The sequence below is a fragment of the Providencia zhijiangensis genome, from assembly GCF_030315915.2.
GTDB lineage: Bacteria > Pseudomonadota > Gammaproteobacteria > Enterobacterales > Enterobacteriaceae > Providencia > Providencia zhijiangensis.
Genome location: NZ_CP135990.1, coordinates 1,983,194 through 2,002,569, shown reverse-complemented (window position 1 = coordinate 2,002,569; position 19,376 = coordinate 1,983,194). Strand labels below are relative to the sequence as shown.

Annotated in this window: 19 protein-coding genes; 11 read left to right on the top strand and 8 right to left on the bottom strand. The window is 41.5% G+C overall.

What is annotated here, in order from left to right:
• Window positions 1-74 precede the first annotated feature (74 nt).
• The 4 genes from manX to pabB all read right to left on the bottom strand — a co-directional run bounded on the left by manX (window position 75) and on the right by pabB (window position 5,210).
• Window positions 75-1,040, bottom strand: a complete 966-nt coding sequence (gene manX / locus QS795_RS09145) for a PTS mannose transporter subunit IIAB (protein ID WP_286271225.1) — start codon at window positions 1,038-1,040, stop codon at window positions 75-77.
• Between the two features lie 677 nt (window positions 1,041-1,717).
• A complete protein-coding gene (locus QS795_RS09140) occupies window positions 1,718-3,082 on the bottom strand; it encodes an L-serine ammonia-lyase (protein WP_036953382.1) in 1,365 nt (454 codons plus the stop codon).
• Window positions 3,083-3,286: 204 nt separating this feature from the next.
• Window positions 3,287-3,847 carry a CoA pyrophosphatase gene (locus QS795_RS09135; RefSeq protein ID WP_224057746.1) on the bottom strand — a complete coding sequence of 187 codons (561 nt, stop codon included), beginning with the start codon at window positions 3,845-3,847 and terminating at the stop codon, window positions 3,287-3,289.
• Window positions 3,840-5,210 carry an aminodeoxychorismate synthase component 1 gene (pabB, locus tag QS795_RS09130; RefSeq protein WP_318626430.1) on the bottom strand — a complete coding sequence of 457 codons (1,371 nt, stop codon included), beginning with the start codon at window positions 5,208-5,210 and terminating at the stop codon, window positions 3,840-3,842. Before pabB ends, QS795_RS09135 begins: the two co-directional genes overlap by 8 nt.
• Before the next feature lie 138 nt (window positions 5,211-5,348).
• Between pabB and QS795_RS09125 the strand changes: the two genes are divergently transcribed.
• Together QS795_RS09125 and yebF are read left to right on the top strand one after the other, a co-directional pair.
• A complete protein-coding gene (locus tag QS795_RS09125) occupies window positions 5,349-5,528 on the top strand; it encodes a YoaH family protein (protein ID WP_036954826.1) in 180 nt (59 codons plus the stop codon).
• A gap of 202 nt (window positions 5,529-5,730) precedes the next feature.
• Window positions 5,731-6,096, top strand: a complete 366-nt coding sequence (gene yebF / locus QS795_RS09120) for a protein YebF (RefSeq protein ID WP_036954829.1) — start codon at window positions 5,731-5,733, stop codon at window positions 6,094-6,096.
• Between the two features lie 223 nt (window positions 6,097-6,319).
• Here the strand turns inward: yebF and QS795_RS09115 are convergent, their stop codons facing one another.
• A complete protein-coding gene (locus tag QS795_RS09115) occupies window positions 6,320-6,550 on the bottom strand; it encodes a DNA polymerase III subunit theta (RefSeq protein ID WP_154603677.1) in 231 nt (76 codons plus the stop codon).
• A 291-nt stretch (window positions 6,551-6,841) separates the two neighbouring features.
• On the opposite strand from QS795_RS09115, the gene ftnA reads away from it, so the two are divergent.
• The 4 genes from ftnA (at window position 6,842) to QS795_RS09095 (ending at window position 9,240) form a co-directional block, all read left to right on the top strand.
• Entirely contained in the window at window positions 6,842-7,345 is a 504-nt protein-coding gene (gene ftnA / locus QS795_RS09110) for a non-heme ferritin (protein ID WP_286271216.1), read from the top strand.
• A gap of 217 nt (window positions 7,346-7,562) precedes the next feature.
• The gene (gene copC / locus QS795_RS09105; protein WP_154627064.1) at window positions 7,563-7,949 is read left to right on the top strand and encodes a copper homeostasis periplasmic binding protein CopC; all 387 of its coding nucleotides are present in this window, start codon (window positions 7,563-7,565) and stop codon (window positions 7,947-7,949) included.
• Between the two features lies 1 nt (window position 7,950).
• A complete protein-coding gene (gene copD, locus QS795_RS09100; RefSeq protein ID WP_286271211.1) occupies window positions 7,951-8,847 on the top strand; it encodes a copper homeostasis membrane protein CopD in 897 nt (298 codons plus the stop codon).
• A 45-nt stretch (window positions 8,848-8,892) separates the two neighbouring features.
• Window positions 8,893-9,240 (top strand): DUF2511 domain-containing protein, encoded by a 348-nt coding sequence (locus tag QS795_RS09095; protein ID WP_286271209.1) that lies wholly within the window; start codon window positions 8,893-8,895, stop codon window positions 9,238-9,240.
• Window positions 9,241-9,573: 333 nt separating this feature from the next.
• Here QS795_RS09095 and QS795_RS09090 read toward each other — a convergent pair whose 3' ends face one another.
• The 3 genes from QS795_RS09090 to yebS form a co-directional block, all read right to left on the bottom strand.
• Window positions 9,574-9,807 carry a DUF1480 family protein gene (locus QS795_RS09090; RefSeq protein WP_036954855.1) on the bottom strand — a complete coding sequence of 78 codons (234 nt, stop codon included), beginning with the start codon at window positions 9,805-9,807 and terminating at the stop codon, window positions 9,574-9,576.
• A 150-nt stretch (window positions 9,808-9,957) separates the two neighbouring features.
• Window positions 9,958-12,297, bottom strand: coding sequence for an MlaD family protein (locus tag QS795_RS09085; protein WP_286271205.1), 2,340 nt, complete (start codon window positions 12,295-12,297; stop codon window positions 9,958-9,960).
• Window positions 12,272-13,498 (bottom strand): membrane integrity lipid transport subunit YebS, encoded by a 1,227-nt coding sequence (yebS, locus tag QS795_RS09080; protein WP_318626429.1) that lies wholly within the window; start codon window positions 13,496-13,498, stop codon window positions 12,272-12,274. The genes QS795_RS09085 and yebS overlap by 26 nt, the downstream gene beginning before the upstream one ends.
• Window positions 13,499-13,629: 131 nt before the next feature.
• Here yebS and QS795_RS09075 point away from each other — a divergent pair, with 131 nt between their 5' ends.
• The 5 genes from QS795_RS09075 to htpX all read left to right on the top strand — a co-directional run bounded on the left by QS795_RS09075 (window position 13,630) and on the right by htpX (window position 19,043).
• Window positions 13,630-14,112, top strand: a complete 483-nt coding sequence (locus QS795_RS09075) for a GAF domain-containing protein (RefSeq protein ID WP_286271202.1) — start codon at window positions 13,630-13,632, stop codon at window positions 14,110-14,112.
• Window positions 14,113-14,222: 110 nt separating this feature from the next.
• The gene (proQ, locus tag QS795_RS09070; RefSeq protein ID WP_154638412.1) at window positions 14,223-14,909 is read left to right on the top strand and encodes an RNA chaperone ProQ; all 687 of its coding nucleotides are present in this window, start codon (window positions 14,223-14,225) and stop codon (window positions 14,907-14,909) included.
• A gap of 19 nt (window positions 14,910-14,928) precedes the next feature.
• The gene (gene prc / locus QS795_RS09065) at window positions 14,929-16,974 is read left to right on the top strand and encodes a carboxy terminal-processing peptidase (protein WP_154603685.1); all 2,046 of its coding nucleotides are present in this window, start codon (window positions 14,929-14,931) and stop codon (window positions 16,972-16,974) included.
• A gap of 223 nt (window positions 16,975-17,197) precedes the next feature.
• Window positions 17,198-17,968, top strand: coding sequence for a YdcA family protein (locus tag QS795_RS09060; protein ID WP_318626428.1), 771 nt, complete (start codon window positions 17,198-17,200; stop codon window positions 17,966-17,968).
• Between the two features lie 190 nt (window positions 17,969-18,158).
• Window positions 18,159-19,043 (top strand): protease HtpX, encoded by an 885-nt coding sequence (gene htpX, locus QS795_RS09055; protein WP_036954871.1) that lies wholly within the window; start codon window positions 18,159-18,161, stop codon window positions 19,041-19,043.
• Window positions 19,044-19,376: the final 333 nt, after the last annotated feature.

Genomic DNA, 19,376 nt, shown 5'->3' with positions numbered 1-19,376 from the left:
TTAATCTCCTGTAACCAACAAGTTTCTAAGTCTGTTTTTGAGTAACGGTTCAATAAGAACGAATTTATAAAACATTATTTTTTGAGTTTATTAATTAAATCCATCATGTGGACTTTACTGTCTGAAGCGACTTTACGAACTTCTAACTCAATATTTTTGTCATTCAGATAATTGAATGCATCGATATCTTTTTGATTAATTGATACGGCATTGGTGACCATGGTTTTACCTTCGGTATAGGCCATTCCACCAATATTGACCGAGTCAATCTCAACGCCTTGCTCAACAATGCGCTGTACATCGGTTGGATTAGTGAATAACAGCATTACGCGCTCGCCGGAATATTTTGGGTTGTTGTAAACACGGACACATTTGTCTACATCAACAACGTGGGCGGTAACACCAGGAGGAGCAACTTGTTTCAGTAAGGTAGAACGAACGGTGTCTTTAGACACTTCATCACTGACAACGATAATACGTTTCACACGCATTTCTTTTGTCCAGCGGGTCGCCACCTGACCATGGATCAATCGGTCATCAATACGCGCCAAAGCAATAATCATGTGTTCGCCCGGACCTGCAATAACAGGTTGAGGAGCAGGTGCACTGACTGCTGCGGGCGCAGGAGTTTCTGCAACAACTTCTTTAAACTTGAATGGACGGATGCCACCGCGACCGGTTTCGAGTGCGACAGTGATCAGCTCATCCATGGATGGGTTGTCATCGCGGCACATAAAGGTCTCGACGAGCATTGGGACATTTACGCCTGTAATGATTTCGTAATTGTCATGCTCATTGGCAATGCGTGTAGCTGCATTAAATGGACTACCTCCCCATGTATCAACAAGAAATAGCACACCCGCTGAGGTATCAAGCGAAGTCAGCTTTTGTGTGTATTTTTCAAATAGGGTGTCAGCATTTTCCCCAGGGACAAAGTCAATAAACGAGACGTTTTCTTGCTCGCCTATTAACATCTCGGTGGTTCGGAGTAGCTGTTCGGCAGCAACTCCGTGGGTACCAATCATAATAGCTATACTCACTATTTTTCCCTCTTAACAGATAAATCGAAACATCATCGACGATAGAATAGAAGTTAGAAACTGGACTCCTTCTCTATGTGTTTCCCCTGCACCTTAAATAGTAGCTGAATAAATTCAAACTAAGTGGCTAGCTAATAATTAGTTAAGTGCAATTATTAGCTGAATGGTCAGCCTGATCATATCACTAGGATTAATCTAAAAAACTTGTTTCGCGTCAGAAAAATAAAAACAGATCCAAATATTACTGATAAATAAACCTATAACTCCAAATATATGAAATTATATGGAATATATGTTTTATAAATAAATTATTAAAAGAATAACATTCTGTTATCGGTAACAAAAAATGGGTTTATTTAATAAGAAACTCGCCAAAAAGAGCAAAAAGTGAGCAAGGACAGGTGTGAGCAATAGAATTTAAAGGAATAACAGAATCAAAAAAGTGATTCAAAAAATAGAAAGTAGGGTGAGAGAATTGAAGAAATAAAACGATCATAGACGATAAAAATCGAAAGCTGAAACGAGAAAAGCAAAAGGAAGTGGGGTGTTATTTTGATGAACGTATTGGAGTTCAATCGACTTAATTAAAAAAATTAAATAAGCGTAGAAAGAGTGAGGATAAAACTCTCTCTTCATCACTTAAATGGGTAATGAAGAGGGAGGCTTAATATTACGAATTAATCACACTGGACTTTGATTGCTAATCCACCACGAGATGTTTCGCGGTATTTAGCATTCATGTCTTTACCCGTTTCGTACATGGTTTCGATAACTTTATCGAGAGACACGCGAGGCTCGCTGGTTCTACGTAAAGCCATGCGTGCGGCATTGATAGCTTTAACAGAGGCGATTGCGTTACGCTCAATACAAGGTACTTGAACTTGTCCGGCAACAGGGTCGCAGGTTAGACCCAAATTGTGTTCCATACCAATTTCAGCGGCAATGCAGACTTGCTCTGGGCTTGCGCCAAATAATTCCGCTAAACCTGCTGCTGCCATTGAGCAGGCAACACCGACTTCGCCTTGGCAACCCACTTCTGCACCAGAAATGGACGCATTCATTTTGTACAGAATGCCAACGGCGCCAGATGCTAAGAAATAGCGCAAGTAAAGTTCTGGCGTGACGGGTTCAACGCAATGGTTGTAGTACGCTAAAACAGCCGGAACGATACCACAAGCACCGTTAGTTGGTGCTGTAACAACACGACCACCCGCGGCGTTTTCTTCGTTAACGGCTAATGCGTACATATTGATTAAATCAACCACGTTCATCGGGTCATTAGACAGTTTACTCGCAGAGGTCACTAAGCGGTTCAGTGCTGGTGCACGACGAGGAACACGTAATGGACCTGGAAGGACGCCTTCAGTGTTCAAACCGCGTTCAATACAGGCTTGCATGGTTTTCCATACATCCGCAAAGTAAGCGTCAATTTCTTCACGAGGGTGTAAATCCAGCTCATTTTTCATCATCAGGCTAGAAATCGATAAGCCAGATTCTTTACATTTTAAGAGTAACTCACTCGCGGAGTTAAACGGATAAGAGACAGGTTTGCTGTCTGAAGAGGTTTGACCAAAATGCTCTTCATCGACAATGAAACCACCGCCGATGGAATAATAAGTTTTAGTGTAAATTTCCTTGTCGCCAGCGAAGGCATGGATAGTCATCCCGTTTTCATGTAACGGTAAGTTATCTTGACGGAAATTCATGCCACCCTCACGAGGGAAATCAACAGTATGAGTGCCATTAGCTAATAGCAGCTTTTCTGTCTCTTCCACATTCTTGATAAAGGATGGGATTGATTCAATGTCAACGGTAGCAGGGAGGTTGCCTGCTAAACCCATAATAATGGCGATATCGGTATGGTGACCTTTACCTGTTAGGGATAAAGAGCCATAAACGTCTACTGCGACACGGGTGACGGATGGCAATAATTGCTTATTGACCAAATCATCGACAAATTCTTTCCCAGCTTTCATCGGACCGACGGTATGAGAGCTTGAAGGGCCAATGCCCACTTTAAACATGTCGAAAACGCTTATCACGCAGGACTCCTTAAACAAAAGATGAAGATATAGTGATTTATTTTAAAGGGCGCTACTTTACTGTTATTTCGTAGTGTTAACCAGTAAGTTTAAAGTATTTTTTGAAATAAGGTAGTTACATAAGGTGGATTGGTTATAAATAGCACTAATTGTATTTTGGATAGTGGAAAAATGATTGAATAAAAGGATTATTGACTATGAAAGCTAATCCAGTTGTAGGGCAAGCTGATGTAGGATGGATGCAGTGAGCCCCCAGACTAAGTAATTGTTATACCAATAGAAAAAGACTCGTTTTTCACGACCAGAGCGGTTGATATCCACATATTTATGTTTTTGCAGGGATAATGCATCAAACAGGGGAATTTCAAAAATAGAGGAAACTTCGCTTGGGTTCGCCTGATAGCGAATATTATCGGGTACAAGACCGACAATAGGGGTGACTTGATAACCCCCAATGCTGGAGATAGGTGCCAGTTGCCCTAAGACCTGCACTTTCTCTGGTGGTATGGCAACTTCTTCATAGGCTTCCCGCAATGCGGTCGCAATTAAGTTTGTATCTTCAGGATCGCGAGAGCCGCCCGGGAATGCCACTTGACCAGCATGAGAACGTAATAGCGGTGATCGTTGTGTGAGCAATAATGTCGGATTGGATTTATTGATAATTGGCAATAGCACTGCAGCCGCTTTACCCGCCGATGTGGCGGGTTGACGAGAAAGCGGGAGTGTAAATTGAAAACGGTTAATAAAGCTATTCAGCTCAGTCATCGCTATCGAGTTTTCCTAGTTTTGGCAAAATCAGGCGTAATTTGTCAAAGGTCTCTTGGTACTCTTTATCGGCTTGGCTATCGGCAACAATACCACCGCCTGCCCAGCAATAAATCTGTTTTTTGTCAGTTATCAGCGTACGGATTGTGATGTTCGTATCCATATTGCCACAGAAACTAATATAGCCGATTGCGCCACAATATCCATGTCGACGATTGGGTTCTAATTCCTCAATGATCTGCATTGCACGAATTTTCGGAGCGCCCGTAATGGAACCGCCAGGGAAACAGGCACGCAGTAAGTCGGTAGCTTGGTATTGGCTGTTTAATGTGGCGGTGATGGTGCTAACGAGGTGATGAACTGCGGGAAATTGTTCCACTTTAAAGAGCTCAGGAACCCTTACTGTACCTGGTTTTGCCACACGTCCAATATCATTGCGCAGTAAATCCACAATCATTAAGTTTTCAGCACGATCTTTTGGCGAATTGGCTAATTTTTCTGCTTGAAGTTGGTCTTCCTCTGGTGAGTCTAAGCGAGGGAGTGTGCCTTTTATCGGGCGAGTTTGAATTTCACCTTTCTCTAATAAAATAAAGCGTTCAGGAGAAACGCTGATAACCGCATTATTGGGTAAGCGAATAAACGAGGAGAATGGGGCGCGGTTGCTTTCATTCAGCGTTAAAAATGCATCCCACTCATTGCCCTTATATTTGGCTTTAAAGCGTTGTGCAAGGTTGATTTGGTAGCAATCCCCCTCACGTAAATATTGATGGATACGGGCAATATTTTCATGGTATTGCGCTTCAGACATGTTGGCATGCCATGATGAAGTTAGTGAGAATGTACCTTTACGAGAGGCTTTTTGAGCTTGTAACCAAGTGAGTCGCTGCTCGACATCTTGATGGCTGAACAAGGTCACACGCTGTTCATGGTGGTCAACAATAAGAGCCCATAAATAGATGCCCACCGCCATATCGGGAAATTGCAGTTCAGTGGTGGCAAGTTCAGGGAGTTTTTCGATACGGCGACCTAAGTCATAGCTCCAAATTCCCATTGCACCACCTTGGAATGGCAGAGTTTCATCAGAAAATTCGGTGATTTGATATTGTTCCATATATTGCTGTAACAGGGCAAAGGGATCTTTTTCTGAAAATTGAGCAGGCTGATTTTGCGCTTGAATTTCAGTTTGCAAGCCACGAGTTAATAGTGTGACAGCGGGATCAGCAACAATCATATCGTAACGGTTATGAGAGTGTTCAGCTTGACCAGAATGAAGCAGCATAGCCCAGGGTTGGTGCGATAACGGTGCAAAATAATCTAATGCCGCATTGGGGCTGTAAGGGAGTTGTATTTTATTAATAGCCATATCAATCAATTAAAATCAGGTTCCACAAGTGAATAATGTCAGATTACCATATAATCTTACCTTATTAAGGCGAGAGCTGTTAAAATTTGCTGAAAATCTTAACGTAGTAAATAAGTCTGCAATTTAAAGAGGTTGATTATGTTTTCAGGTATGCCAGCACTTTCCCACGCAGAGCAACAAGAAGCGGTTGAACGCATTCACCAACTGATGGCAGAAGGCATGAGCAGCGGAGAAGCTATTGCGCTAGTCGCTCAAGAAATCAGGGAAAACCATCAAGGTAAAGAGCAAATTGTTGCTCGATTCGATGACGAAAATTAATAATTAATAAACATCCTATTAACATTTAAAAATATTTCTGATAAATTCATATCAGTTAAGTCATTTTGCTCATAGGTTTTATTTTTACAACTACACTAGATAGACAACAATAGCCTATGTGCGTGTTGTTAATGATGCTGCAGTTTTGGTGAGTAAAATGGATCTCAATTTCATCTACATCTCGTAGATGCCGGAGGACGGTATGAATGTTAATAAAAAAATAGCAATGGTTTTAGGCAGTTGTGCGCTTGTATTAAGTTCGTTTGCATTCAGTGCTAACAAGGAAGAAGGTAAAGCAGCTGCATTTGTGAGCTGTGGCAATCTTACTGAGCCACAAATTGCGGCGCAGGTTAAAAATGATTTTATGAATAACCGGTTACCACGCTGGGCGGATGAAAAAGCAGCAGTGGGTAAAAAAGCGGTTGCATGGATCAACGACAGTGAAGTGACGAAAACGGAAGATGGCTACTCGCTGCCTTTAGTGGTCAGAGGGTCGAAGTCCGACCTGCATTACCGTGTCGCTGTGGATTGTAAAAACAATACCATCACCTATAACACCAGCAAATAATCTGTGGTTTTATAGAATGAAAAAGGAGAGTGTAACTCTCCTGAGGTTGATGACAAAGAGGGATAAAAGCGTGGTTTTTCCCTCTTTGTGTTATCAGGCGAAAATCAATTTATTGATTTTCCTTGTTAATATTACAACCTAAAAGAGCCATTTCCAAAACTATAGGTTTGGAAATGGTCTGAGGAGAGTATAACTCTCTTTTTTTGTGTCTAAAATTCGATTCTTAGCGATTTCTTGGCTCGTAGGGCATACGAGCGAAATTCATCGATAGCTGGCGATAGTGAACCAGCCTTTCACGAAAATAATCCCGTAAATGTTCTGGCTGTTCGCGTTCGACGGCCTCAGGAATAATGGGGATATTATAACGTTCCTTGAAAGCAACGCCGGAAGCCAGCAGGTCAACGTTAATTTTGTCCATCTCTTCTTTTGGGAGGGTGGCAAGATTGTGGCTCATTTCAAATCCTAACAGTTAACAACATCAGCATGAATTGTAGCAATTGAAGTTCAAAAAATCTTGATGAAATAGTGAGATGGTTAGCGAATAAAATTAAATTCAAACATGATAATAGTAAGCAATTAGGATTATTATGATAAATAAAAGCTAATGCGACTGATTCGTGTTATTTTTACAAAAAGTCATTGTTAATCAATAAATTAATTTTTATGGGAAGAATGTTTTCTGAATGCATTTATTATGTTACTGTGGGATATAACTTCATAAAATCATCATCATTAAGGTAAAGATATGTTAAAAACTGACATGATTGAAGCGTTAAATAAACAACTGAATCTTGAGTTTTTCTCCGCTAATCTGTATTTGCAAATGAGTGCTTGGTGTAGTGATAAAGGTTTTGAAGGTGCAGCTGCATTTTTGAAAGCTCATTCACAAGAAGAAATGGAGCATATGCAGCGTTTATTTAATTACCTTAGCGATACAGGGGCATTACCACGCTTAGGCGCGATTGCTGCACCACCAGAAAATTTTGATTCTATCGCTGATGTGTTTAATAAAACGTACGAACATGAGCAATTAATTACTTCAGAAATCAATAAACTTGCGCATTTAGCAATGACGACCCAAGATTACTCAACATTCAACTTCCTGCAATGGTATGTTGCAGAGCAGCATGAAGAAGAGAAACTATTCAAATCTGTACTGGATAAACTGGGCATGGTGGGTGAGTCTGGTAAATCACTATTCCTGCTGGATAAAGATTTGAAAGGCTTAGCGGCAGCGGCACACGTTTAATCATTCTTTTCAATAACTCGATTTTCGGGTTATTTATCAAGCGCCAATTCAGAGATGAATGGCGCTTGTTCTATTTTTGCGAGTGAGTTTTATTCGCATTTTGTGCCAAGCCTCACAAGCTGAATGATAAAATCTGATTTTATCGCTGCGTATCGTATTATTTTCCGTATAATGATTGGCAATATATCTAAATTCACCTGCAAATTAAGAGGTTACTATGCCAATCAACCAAATAAAATCTTCTTGGCGTAAATTAAGTGCGGTCGCTGTACTGTTCTTAGGTATGTCATTCCAACAAGCATTCGCTCATGCGCATCTTAAAGATCAATTACCTGCAGAGGGCGCTGCGTTAGAGCAGGCACCAGAAGCTATCACGCTAAACTTTTCTGAAGGCATTGAAGTTAACTTCACTAAAGTCAATGTAACGGATGCAAACAAGCAAGTCATTAAGACGGGTAAAGCCGCATTAGATCCTAGCAATAACACCAAAGTCATTATTCCTGTTGAAAGTAAATTAGCAGCAGGTAAGTATGATGTTCAATGGAGCGTTGTCTCTGTTGATGGACACAAAACCAAAGGGAACTATAGCTTCACTGTGAAATAATATGTCACTGGAAGCGTTTTATACTTTAACGCGATTTGCTCACTTTATCGCCGCAATGTTGATGTGTGGAATGTCAATGTTTGCGGTGATAATTTCCCATGGGCAATTTCGCGTACTACTCCAAGATGCACTGAAAAAAAGCATTATCTTTAGTGCAGTTATCACGATTATCACCACATTTTGCTGGATGATTGCACAATCTGGTTTAATGGGCGATGGTTGGGAAGATGCGCTGAATATGGATATTTGGCAAGGTGTGCTGGGCACTACCTTTGGCCAAATCTGGCGATGGGAAATCCTCAGTGCGGTTGGTTTGTTTGCCGTTCTATTTATACGCCCGATCACCCTAAAACTTTACCTCATTCTTGGTTTCTCCGTCATTATTCTGGGGCTACATGCTTTCATTGGTCATGCGGCGATGCATGAAGGGTGGCTGGGCATTGCTCATCAAACTAATCAGTTTATTCATCTAATCAGTTGTGCGTATTGGTTCGGGGGATTGTGGCCTTTCCTTATTTGCATTCAGTTTTTACGTAGTAACGATAAGCTAAAAGCAGGGCTAGAAACGCAAGTTGTCGTATCGATGAAGCGTTACTCGCAGCTAGGGCATGTTGCTGTGGTTTGCGTGCTAATAACGGGAATTATTAATAGCCTGATTTTATTGCCCGGATGGCCATTTATTGCAACACTATCTGAATACCAATCTTGGTTATGGCTAAAAATTGCGTTGGTTGGGTTGATGGTGCTATTGGCATTAACGAATCGTTATTGGGTGGTACCACGTCTTCAACAGCAAGGGCGGATCAATTATTTGATAATAAATAGTTGGGCCGAATTGTTGCTCGGTACTATTGCCATCCTTGCAGTGGCTATTTTTGCTACTTATCAACCTGTATAATGGCTCATATCTTTGTATAACCCCCGTTTGACAAGGTCATTTTAAATGAAATTCAAATTCATGATTTGTGCGTTAGTACTGGGTGGAACATTCAGTACGGCGATGGCTGCGCCATTGGCGAGCGTCAGTAAAAAACAGTTTGGTGATGATTGGCCGCTAAAGCGTGAAGAAGTAATGTTAGAGTGTCGTGCTAACGGCGCATTGGTGGTCATTAACCCGTCTACGTTAATGCAGCATCCATTGAATGATATTGCAACGGCACAAATGGAAAAGAAAGAGATCCAAGCACAACCGATTGATGTGTTATTAGCGCCTATTGAGACCACTAAATCAGTTGAAGAGCGAGTATTGCCGCTGAAGCAAGCCGCAGAGAAATTGTGTGGCAATAAGTAAGGTGTTGTTAGCCTTTAGCTAGAAAGATCAAGGAGATGGCAATTGAAAGGTTTACTGATTGCTTAGATAGGTTTAACTTATCATGCAAATAGTTCAATCTTGGAAAATTAAGCAATAAATTGTGTTAAAAATATGTAAAATAATTGCTAATTTAAGTGGTAAGAACGTAAGCTGAACGCTAGTATTAGGGAGTACTTTGTTACGTCTCAATGGCAATTTTAGCGCACGGCTCTGCCAGAGCCATTTCCCAAGGCCCGGTAATCGGAATCTACCAGGCCTCTTTTTTTTGTATTATTTCCCATCTGACCGTTCTATTGAATACCACCATCTTCATCAAGCAATTCTCATTAGCCAATGATGATTTTCTTTATCATAACGCTGACGATAGAGCAGAACCGGTTTTTCATCCAGTGTCGCAGGGATACTCGTGTGTTCATCCCAGCCATCCAGTTGCATGCAAAATTCAGAATCGGAATCGCAAGGAATACTCACAGTATCACTACGCTTATCAGCCATAACGGCATCATTGATTTCATAGGAAGAGATTTTCAATTTAACTATGCTCATAACATTTCCTCTTTACTCTTTATTTTTACAATAAAAAATCAGCCCAACGAAATTAAGCATAGTATAAATGGAATTCATTTCCAAAATATATTTTCAGTAGTGGATAATAAAAAAGGCGTCATGCTGAGAAACATGACGCCTTGTTAGGGATTATTTTTTGGGGATAGGGGTTCCCCAGTCTAACCAGTCCGCTGGTGGCTCTAATTTCAGAATGAAATGCTGATCCGGCTTGGCTTTAGGTGCCAATGGCACTGTTGGCGGGGTTGCCAGCGAGATTCCACCACGAACAAACTGCTTGAATGTGCCGCTTTTCACCACGCCACCTGTTAAGCCAAAGGCGAGGTTGTAGCCTGAAGATAACCAGAACTGGGTATTATCACGGATCAGATATTGGTATTCTTTACCTATACGCGTTGCAACATAAACGCGATCGGAAAGCTCTCCCAAATAAAGTCCGGTGACGGTTCCGATCTCTAATCCTCTAAACAGAATTGGCGTTCCTACCTGAATAGAACCTGCCTCACTAGCATCAAGGATAATGGTGAGACCATCGAGATAACGGGAATCTGTGATGTTGGCAGTTTGCAATTCAAATTGGAAACGGCTCTTATTACTGCGTCCTGGCTCTGCACTGATATACGGTTGGATCAGTGTATCGAGGTTGTTAACCCCCGATGGAGAAAGCTCAGGAGTGACAATGGCAAAACGGCTGCCAATTTTGGTGAAATTCTCCACATATTCAGGATACAAAATTGCTTTTGCTTTCACTTCACGATTATCCGCAGACAGCTTCAGTGATTCGATTTGCCCGATGTTAATACCTAAATAACGAATAGGCATGCCTTCGGAGAGTTTAGACGCATCAAAGGTTGTCAGTGTTACCGCACTACCAATCGCTTTTGCCGCAGTTTCTGATGGGTAAAGTGTATGTTGGCGTGAAGTATCTAATGAGCCAGTTTGAATATTATCAAAACTAATCGCACCACTAAAAGCACGGCTGAGTGGGGAAGCTTGAACCGTTAAACCTCCAGCATTTAACTGAACTTTAGCACCACCTTCAGCCCAGAATACGCTTTGTGGGGTCAATAAGTTACGGTATTGCCCTGAGATATACACATTCACTGCAAAGCCGTCATTGTTTGGTTTAATCGACACAATTTTACCGACTTCAAATTGGCGATATAACACCACTGAACCTTGTTGAATGTCGGGAAGGGTATTGGTGTTTAGCGTAATGGTGGTCGGCGGTGCGGAACCTAAAATATCCGCCTTGGCATTTTCATCGGTACGATATAACGGGAATGAGTCTGGTAATGTATCTTTACCTTTCCCCGGAATGATATGTAGGCCGCCTTCTAGCCACTCTTGCGGCGTAGCGCCTTGGAATTGTAATCCGCTCATACCTAACTGCACATCGACACGGCTATTGGCGACAAATTTACTGTCCTGTTTAACCAAATGTTTAAATTCATTAAACACGGCAATTTGGAACTGAACATTGTCATTCGTTAAGTGACGTTGTAACACTTCACCGATTTTTATTCCGCGATAGATAACAGGTTGCCCCACATTTACCCCGAAGGTATCCAATGCGGTGAGGGTCAGTTGCAAGTCTATATTGCCTTGCTGATCAAGCGGTTTGACATCCTCTTTACTCGGCTGCAATTCATATTGTTGCCCTGTTTGTGCTGGCAGGCTATTTTCTGGGGAATCAAATGCGACAGCGCCATTGATCACTGCCGACAGGCTTTCCATTTTGATGCTGGCGCCAGTATTCAGGTCGAAGCCACCTTCAATACCTGAGATATTCCAAAATTGGCTATCTGACCGGACGAGATTAACGTAGCGCTTTTTAATAATAACCGCGATGGAGACGCCTTTATTTTCAGGTAATAAGGAGTAATCAGAAATATAACCGACCGGAACTTTACGGTAATAAACGGGGGAGTTTTCGTTTAATGCGCCTAAATCTTTCGCGGTGAGGTAAATCAGTAATTCACCTTCATTTAAGTTTCGCTGAGGTGGTGTATCGAGCGCTACAAATTGGGATTTTGGCGAGCCAGTGCTTGGTTGCATACCAATATAGTTCCCACCTACCAGAGCATCTAAGCCTGATACGCCGGCTAGAGAGGCTTTAGGTGTTACCAGCCAAAAACGCGTTCCTGAAGTGAGTGCAGAGCGCATGTCTTTATTCACATTGGCGGTAACAATGACGCTTTTCATATCATCACTGATAGAGACGGTTTGTACCATGCCGACATCCACACCTTGGTAGCGAATTGGCGTTCGACCTGCAACAACGCCAGAGGCGGATGAAAATTGAATTGTAATTTGCGTGCCACGCTCCACCCATTGTTGGAATAGCAGCCAGCCTGCGATCATGATCGCGATGATGGGAAGCAGCCAAAAGGGCGAGATTGTCGTCCTTTTACGGCTGATAACCTCCGAAACTTCATCTGAAGTTTCACTTTGATGGTTTTGATTTTCCATAAGAATCCCAAATTAATCGACTGTCCAACCACTCAACAGCAAGGATAGTTAAAATAACAGCGGTACCAAAATATAAAGCCGCAGGTCCCATCGTAAATGACATTAGCATATCGCGGTTAACTAAGGTCATCATCAAGGCGATGACGAATAAATCTAACATCGACCAACGCCCAATCCATGAAACGAATTTCAGCAATTTCATCCGTAACACAGGGTCTGTATGGCTTTTAAGTTGAATTGAAAATAGTAACAGTATCATGATGATAATCTTCACGAAGGGCACCAAAATACTGGCAATAAAAACGATAATGGCAATAGGCCAGTTTCCTGAGTCAATTAAGGAAACAACACCGGAGTAAATCGTGTCTTCTAAGCGTCGCCCATTTAAATAAAACGTCGAAATGGGCAGTAGGTTAGCAGGGATCAACAACACCATGGCGGCAATCAGTGCGGCCCATGTTTTTTGTAAGCTTAAAGGTTCGCGATGGTGAAGTGGACGGTGGCAGCGCTGGCACTTGCCTTTCTTATTGGGTTCGCCAGTAAAATGGCAGGCTAGGCAGGTTTCTGCATGAGGAGCATCTGCATTTTCCTCTAAAGGATAAAGCCGTCGCCACAGTTCATCGAGATTAATATGGATTAAAATAATAATACTAATCACAGACATTGTGCTAAACGCAATCAACCCGTGCCCGACAGAAACCGTCGCGTAATCTTGCATTTTAATCGCGGCGATACCCAAACCGACAAGATAGACATCCAGCATGACCCACTCTTTGAGATGCTTCATCATCAGTAAAATGGGACGCATGTTGATGGACAGGTAACGCGCTAATACCAAAGATAAAATCGAAATAGGCAAAAGTAGCGGTGCTGCTATCGCACAAAAAGCCACAATGCTGGCGGTAAAAGGGTCACCTTGCTCGCTAATTAAGCGGATACCATCAAGCACATTAGCATTGATTTGGATGCCAAATAGATGAATAGAAATCAATGGCTGCCAAAAAGCGATGGGCGCAAGAAGCAGTAAAGTGATAGATAATAGAGCAAGACGACGGAGTGACCATGAACGCCCATCATTTAATTGACTAGAACATCTTGGGCAAACAATGACTTGCCGTGGTCGAAAAGGCGGAGTCACTATTTTTTGGTTACAATGGCAACAACGTTGCAAATTCATGGCAGTATGATTAATGTGGGTCATATATATTCATTGTATGAATTAATTTGCTTGTAATCTAGTGTAAAAAAATTTACGTAAAAGTGACAACTTGCTAACCTACGGTCTACGCTTACTAATATTTTTTACTTGTTTATGTATAACTGAAAATAAATATGGATAAAAAGAAGTATTATCTCGAACTTTCAGATAGTTTATCTGCACTTCTCGCTGGAGAGTATGATTTAATTGCCAGTTTGGCAAATAGCAGTGCGTTATTATTTGAACGTTTATCCGGTATCAACTGGGCTGGTTTTTACTTGAGTGATGGAAAGGAGCTGGTTCTCGGACCCTTCCAAGGCAAAGTCGCTTGTGTACGGATCTCGTTCGATAAAGGCGTCTGTGGTGCTGCATTTTCTGAAGCGCGAGTTCAGCGTGTGGAAGATGTGCATGCTTTCCCAGGTCACATCGCATGTGATGCGGCAAGTAACTCGGAAATCGTCTTCCCTCTGAGTGTAAATGGCAAGATAATTGGGGTTTTAGACATCGATAGCCCAAATATCGGTCAATTCGATGAAGAAGATGAAAAAGGGCTTCAATACCTTACAGACCAGTTATGCCAGCACTTGGCGATGTGTTCTATACCAAAATATTATTAATTATTGGTATGTAAAATCAATAGGAACGTGGCAATTGTCAGCAACACGATTATAATGTCCGCTTGTTCATGCCCGTGAGGTTGGCAAAATCGTTGTTATCAGGAAATTTCATGGAAAATCAACCTAAGTTGAATAGTAGTAAAGAAGTTATCGCATTTTTGGCAGAGCGTTTTCCACGCTGTTTTATCGCTGAAGGCGAAGCACGTCCGCTTAAAGTCGGAATTTTTCAAGATATCGTAGGGAACTTGAGCGAAGAAGATGGTATTAGCAAAACGCAATTACGTTCTGCGTTACGCATGTATACCTCTAGCTGGCGTTACCTTTACGGTGTTAAAGAAGGCGCAAAACGTGTTGACTTAAATGGAGATGACTGCGGTGAATTAGATGCAGAGCACATTGCCCATGCGCGTCAACAATTAGCTGAAGCGAAAGCGAGAGTCCAAGCGCAACGCGCAGAGCAACAAAAAACGCAAAAGCGTCCTGCTGCGAAAAAGCCTAGCGACAAAGCACCTCGTCAAAATGATGCGAACAAAGAGAGCACATCTCGTCGCCGTCCATCAGACAAAAAAGAACGCCCACAAAATACAGCTCCGAAAAAACCTCGTAGCAACCCAGCTGAAGAGAATTTGAAATCAGTTACTGATATCAACACACTGAAAGTCGGTCAGACTCTGAAAGTGAAAGTGGGTAGCAGTATGATGGATGCCTCTGTGCTGGAAATTGCCAAAGATGGTGTTAGGGTTCAATTGCCATCTGGTCTGGCAATGATTGTGCGCGCGGAACATTTAAAGTTCTGATACGGAGGTCACTCAGGTCATGAACAAATTACTCAAAGTTGCATTTGTTGTGAGTCTCGCGACTTTCGGCACTGCAATAGCTAATACTCAGGCAGTGACTCCGGTCACTGCTGCTCAGTTACCTCTTTTAAAGCAGAATACACAGCACGGTACCGTGAGTGAGCGGGTGACATCGCGTTTTACGCGTTCTCACTATCGCCAATTCGATTTAGACAAAGAGTTTTCTGGGAAAATATTTGACCGTTATCTCAATATGATTGATTACGGGCATAATGTTTTACTTCAATCCGATGTTGACCAGTATGCAAAAGATAAAGCAAAAACGGGTGAATGGCTTGAAGATGGCAAGTTAGATAAGTTCTATGACCTGTATAACCTTTCTCAGCAACGTCGTTTTGAACGTTTCAAATATGCACTCGCGCGTTTAGATCAACCGATTGATTTAAACGCGACGGATTCTATTGAAGTTGATCGAACTAAAGCACCTTGGCCGAAAGATAAAGAAGAACTAGACCGTTTATGGGATCAAAAAGTCCGCTATGATTGGTTGAGTTTGAAATTAACGGGCAAAGATGACAAAGAGATCAAAGACAAACTGACTAAGCGTTACAATTTTGCATTGAAACGCTTATCTCAGGCACAAAGCGAAGACGTATTCCAATTAATCATGAATGCGTTTGCTCGCGAAATTGACCCACATACCAGTTATTTATCACCTCGTAGCACTGAACAATTTAACTCAGAAATGAGTTTATCCCTTGAAGGGATTGGTGCTGTATTACAACAAGATGATGATAATACGACAATTAATTCTTTAGTTGCGGGTGGCCCTGCGGCTAAAAGCAAAGAATTAAAAGTCGGCGACAAAATCATTGGTGTTGGTCAAGTTGGTAAACCTATTGTTGATGTCGTGGGTTGGCGTTTAGATGACGTCGTCGCGTTAATCAAAGGGCCAAAAGGTAGCCAAGTTCGTTTAGAAGTTGTTTCAGATACGAAAGGTGCTAAGCCACGTATTGTGACAATTGTTCGCGAACAGATCCGACTGGAAGATAGAGCGGTAAAACTGTCTATCAAACAGCAAGGTAAAGAGAAAGTTGGTGTATTAGATATTCCAGGTTTCTATGTTGGTTTGACTAATGATGTCAAAACTGAACTACAAAAAATGGCGAAAGAGAATGTTTCGGCTCTTGTTATTGACCTGCGCGGTAATGGCGGCGGGGCATTAACAGAAGCGGTTGCATTATCTGGACTGTTTATTAACAAAGGGCCGGTTGTTCAAGTTCGTGATAACAATGGTCAAGTTCGCCAAGATGCGGATGACGATGATGTTATCTATTACAAAGGTCCATTAGTGGTTCTGGTTGATCGCTTTAGTGCTTCCGCATCAGAAATTTTTGCTGCAGCAATGCAAGATTATGGCCGCGCTTTAATTGTCGGTGAACCGACTTTTGGTAAAGGAACTGTACAGCAGCACAGAAGTTTAAGCCGCGTTTATGATCAAATGCTTAAACCAGAATGGCCATCATTAGGTTCAGTGCAATACACTATCCAGAAGTTCTATCGTGTAAATGGTGGAAGTACTCAGCGTGAAGGTGTGACGCCAGATGTGGTTATGCCAACAGGGCAAGATCCAGCAGAAACAGGTGAAAGCTTTGAAGATAACGCATTGCCTTGGGATAGCATCCCGGCTGCGAATTACACTAAATCTGGGGACATTAACGCGGATTTATCTCCGATTAAAACCAAGCATTTAGCCCGTATCAGTGTTGATCCTGAATTCAAATATATCGATGAAGATATTGCGCGTTACAAGTCATTGAAAGCGACTAAGAATCTGATTTCTCTGAACTATGCTCAGCGTCAGAAAGAAGATGATGAAATTGATGCGACCAAACTGAAACGCATTAATGAGCGCAATGCGAAACTTGGCAAGCCATTATTGAAGTCGATTGATGATTTACCGAAAGATTACGAAGCGCCAGATCCGTATTTAGATGAAACGGTGAAAATGGCAATAGACCTTTCGAATCAAAACACTAAGATGCTTTCTGGTGCCAAGCAGTAAAAATAAAAAGTATTTTTAGAGCCAGCGCAAGCTGGCTTTTTTATATCTAAAAATACCATAATTAATTGATTTTAAGGTGATTTATTTTATTTGGTATTTTATCTACAGACTTAAATTCAACTAAACTTAAATTTTTATTTAAAAAATTATTGGGTTTTCTTTCGCTTTTTCAAAAGTATCCTACACTTCAGTTAGTAATATCCCTTATTAATGAGGCAAAACAATGCGTAAATTATCTGTAGGTTTATTAACTGTCATGGCGGTCATGATGTCGTCAATGGGTTCTGCGAATGCAAGTAACTACCCTTGTTCAGGCGCTAAAGGCGGAATTGCTCGTTGTGATGGCGGGCAATTTATCTGTAATGACGGAACAACCAGTCGTTCGGAGCAAGTCTGTACAAATGAACTAAAAAACTCAATCAATAAAAATGCAGGTATTGGTGCGGGTATTGGGGCGGGTGTGGCAAAGCAGTCCAGCAAACCATCAGCGGTAGATTCTATCAAAGAGACAGGTGACAACATGAGTAAAACTGCAAAAGATAAAGCATCAAAAGCAACTGATAAGGCTAAAGCAGCTGAGAAGGAAACATCGAAAGCTGTGAAAGATAAGGCAAAAGCAACAGAGAAAGAGACCTCTAAAGCTGTAAAAGAGAAAGCGGATAAAGCCAAAGCTGCTGATAAAGAAACCTCTAAAGCTGTAAAAGAGAAAGCAGATAAAGCTAAAACTGCCGACAAAGAATCTGCAAAAGCAGTGAAAGAAAAAGCAGATAAAGCCAAGGCTAAAGAGAAGGAAACCTCTAAAGCGGTGAAGGAAAAAGCCGACAAAGCTAAAGCGGTAGAGAAAGACAAAACCAAAGCAGCAAAAGATAAAGCAGACAAAGCAAAAGCGGATAAAGCGAAAGCGGATAAAGCGAAAGCCGATAAAGCTAAAGCTGCTGCTAAAACAACCGCAAAGGTTTCTAAGGGCAAACCAACTAAAGGAAAAGTGAGCTGATCATTTTCTCGTAGTGCCTTATCGCTATCATTTAAATGCCGTTTATTAAAACGGCATTTTTTATTCCTGTGTGTAAAGATATGTTATTTTATGGCTTTTTCCTGTTAATGGGCTTGAAATGGTGTGAAAAAACCTTATTTATAAAGTAAATTTGTCGTGATGTTTGTTTTGACCAAGGAACCTATAAAAAATGATGAGAATTGCTTTATTCTTGCTCACAAACTTAGCTGTTATGTTTGTGTTCGGGATTATTTTAAGTTTAACCGGGATACGTGGAAGTAGTGCTCAAGGTCTGCTGATCATGGCGGCATTGTTTGGTTTTGGTGGCGCGTTTGTGTCGCTGCTCATGTCCAAATGGATGGCGCTGAAGTCCGTTGGTGGTGAAGTTATCGAACATCCACGTAATGAGATGGAACAGTGGTTAGTTAACACTGTTAGCCGTCAATCCCAGCAAGTGGGTATCAAAATGCCACAAGTGGCAATTTACCATGCACCGGATATCAACGCATTTGCAACGGGTGCACGCCGTGATGCTTCTTTGGTTGCGGTAAGTACGGGTTTATTGGAAAACATGAGCCGTGATGAAGCTGAAGCCGTTATTGCTCATGAAATCAGCCATGTCGCTAACGGTGATATGGTTACCATGACCTTATTGCAAGGTGTTGTGAATACCTTTGTTATCTTTATTTCACGTATTTTGGCGCAAGTTGCGGCTGGCTTTATGTCAAACAACAATGACAATGAAAGTGAAAGCAGCAATGGTAACCCAATGGTTTATTTTGCCGTTTCGATGGTATTAGAAATCGTGTTTGGTATTTTAGCGAGCATCATTACGATGTGGTTCTCTCGTTACCGTGAGTTCCACGCGGATGCAGGCTCTGCCAAATTAGTCGGTAGAGAGAAAATGATTGCTGCACTGCAACGCCTGAAAACAAGCTATGAGCCGCAAGAAGAAGGGCGCTTGATGGCATTTTGTATCAATGGCCGTGGTAAAGCATTTAGCGAACTGTTTTTATCTCACCCACCATTAGATAAACGTATTGAAGCATTACGCTCAGGCCAATATCTGAAATAGCCTACGATGTTAATGCGATAAAATGAAAGGGAAACGTCATGTTTCCCTTTTTTATTTGCTCATCCTACCTCTATCCCCACCGTATTCGATTTATCATTTTATCTAACTATTCCAGCGAATAGTGCCAGCAAAGTGGTACGCTAGTAGAAGAAAGGCGTATCGCATTTTATGCTGAAGAGAGCTAAATAAACATACTGAAAGAAAATCGCACCTAAATTGAATGACATTAAACTCTCAGTTTAAAAAATCCGTATGTTTTTTAGGCGCTGATGTTTATTTATCTTATAAATGTTGAACAAATAGACTAAATACTCCTTTGTGGTTATTTTAATT

What these genes read in the sequence shown, in the direction of transcription:
- QS795_RS09125 (WP_036954826.1), top strand. Translation starts at nt 5,349, where the DNA reads ATGTTTTCAGGTATGCCAGCACTTTCCCACGCAGAGCAACAAGAAGCG.
- QS795_RS09090 (WP_036954855.1), bottom strand. Translation starts at nt 9,807, where the DNA reads ATGAGCATAGTTAAATTGAAAATCTCTTCCTATGAAATCAATGATGCC.
- copD (WP_286271211.1), top strand. Translation starts at nt 7,951, where the DNA reads ATGTCACTGGAAGCGTTTTATACTTTAACGCGATTTGCTCACTTTATC.
- pabB (WP_318626430.1), bottom strand. Translation starts at nt 5,210, where the DNA reads ATGGCTATTAATAAAATACAACTCCCTTACAGCCCCAATGCGGCATTA.
- QS795_RS09115 (WP_154603677.1), bottom strand. Translation starts at nt 6,550, where the DNA reads ATGAGCCACAATCTTGCCACCCTCCCAAAAGAAGAGATGGACAAAATT.
- prc (WP_154603685.1), top strand. Translation starts at nt 14,929, where the DNA reads ATGAACAAATTACTCAAAGTTGCATTTGTTGTGAGTCTCGCGACTTTC.
- proQ (WP_154638412.1), top strand. Translation starts at nt 14,223, where the DNA reads ATGGAAAATCAACCTAAGTTGAATAGTAGTAAAGAAGTTATCGCATTT.
- yebS (WP_318626429.1), bottom strand. Translation starts at nt 13,498, where the DNA reads ATGACCCACATTAATCATACTGCCATGAATTTGCAACGTTGTTGCCAT.
- ftnA (WP_286271216.1), top strand. Translation starts at nt 6,842, where the DNA reads ATGTTAAAAACTGACATGATTGAAGCGTTAAATAAACAACTGAATCTT.
- QS795_RS09135 (WP_224057746.1), bottom strand. Translation starts at nt 3,847, where the DNA reads ATGACTGAGCTGAATAGCTTTATTAACCGTTTTCAATTTACACTCCCG.
- QS795_RS09085 (WP_286271205.1), bottom strand. Translation starts at nt 12,297, where the DNA reads ATGGAAAATCAAAACCATCAAAGTGAAACTTCAGATGAAGTTTCGGAG.
- QS795_RS09060 (WP_318626428.1), top strand. Translation starts at nt 17,198, where the DNA reads ATGCGTAAATTATCTGTAGGTTTATTAACTGTCATGGCGGTCATGATG.
- yebF (WP_036954829.1), top strand. Translation starts at nt 5,731, where the DNA reads ATGAATGTTAATAAAAAAATAGCAATGGTTTTAGGCAGTTGTGCGCTT.
- QS795_RS09095 (WP_286271209.1), top strand. Translation starts at nt 8,893, where the DNA reads ATGAAATTCAAATTCATGATTTGTGCGTTAGTACTGGGTGGAACATTC.
- copC (WP_154627064.1), top strand. Translation starts at nt 7,563, where the DNA reads ATGCCAATCAACCAAATAAAATCTTCTTGGCGTAAATTAAGTGCGGTC.
- QS795_RS09075 (WP_286271202.1), top strand. Translation starts at nt 13,630, where the DNA reads ATGGATAAAAAGAAGTATTATCTCGAACTTTCAGATAGTTTATCTGCA.
- htpX (WP_036954871.1), top strand. Translation starts at nt 18,159, where the DNA reads ATGATGAGAATTGCTTTATTCTTGCTCACAAACTTAGCTGTTATGTTT.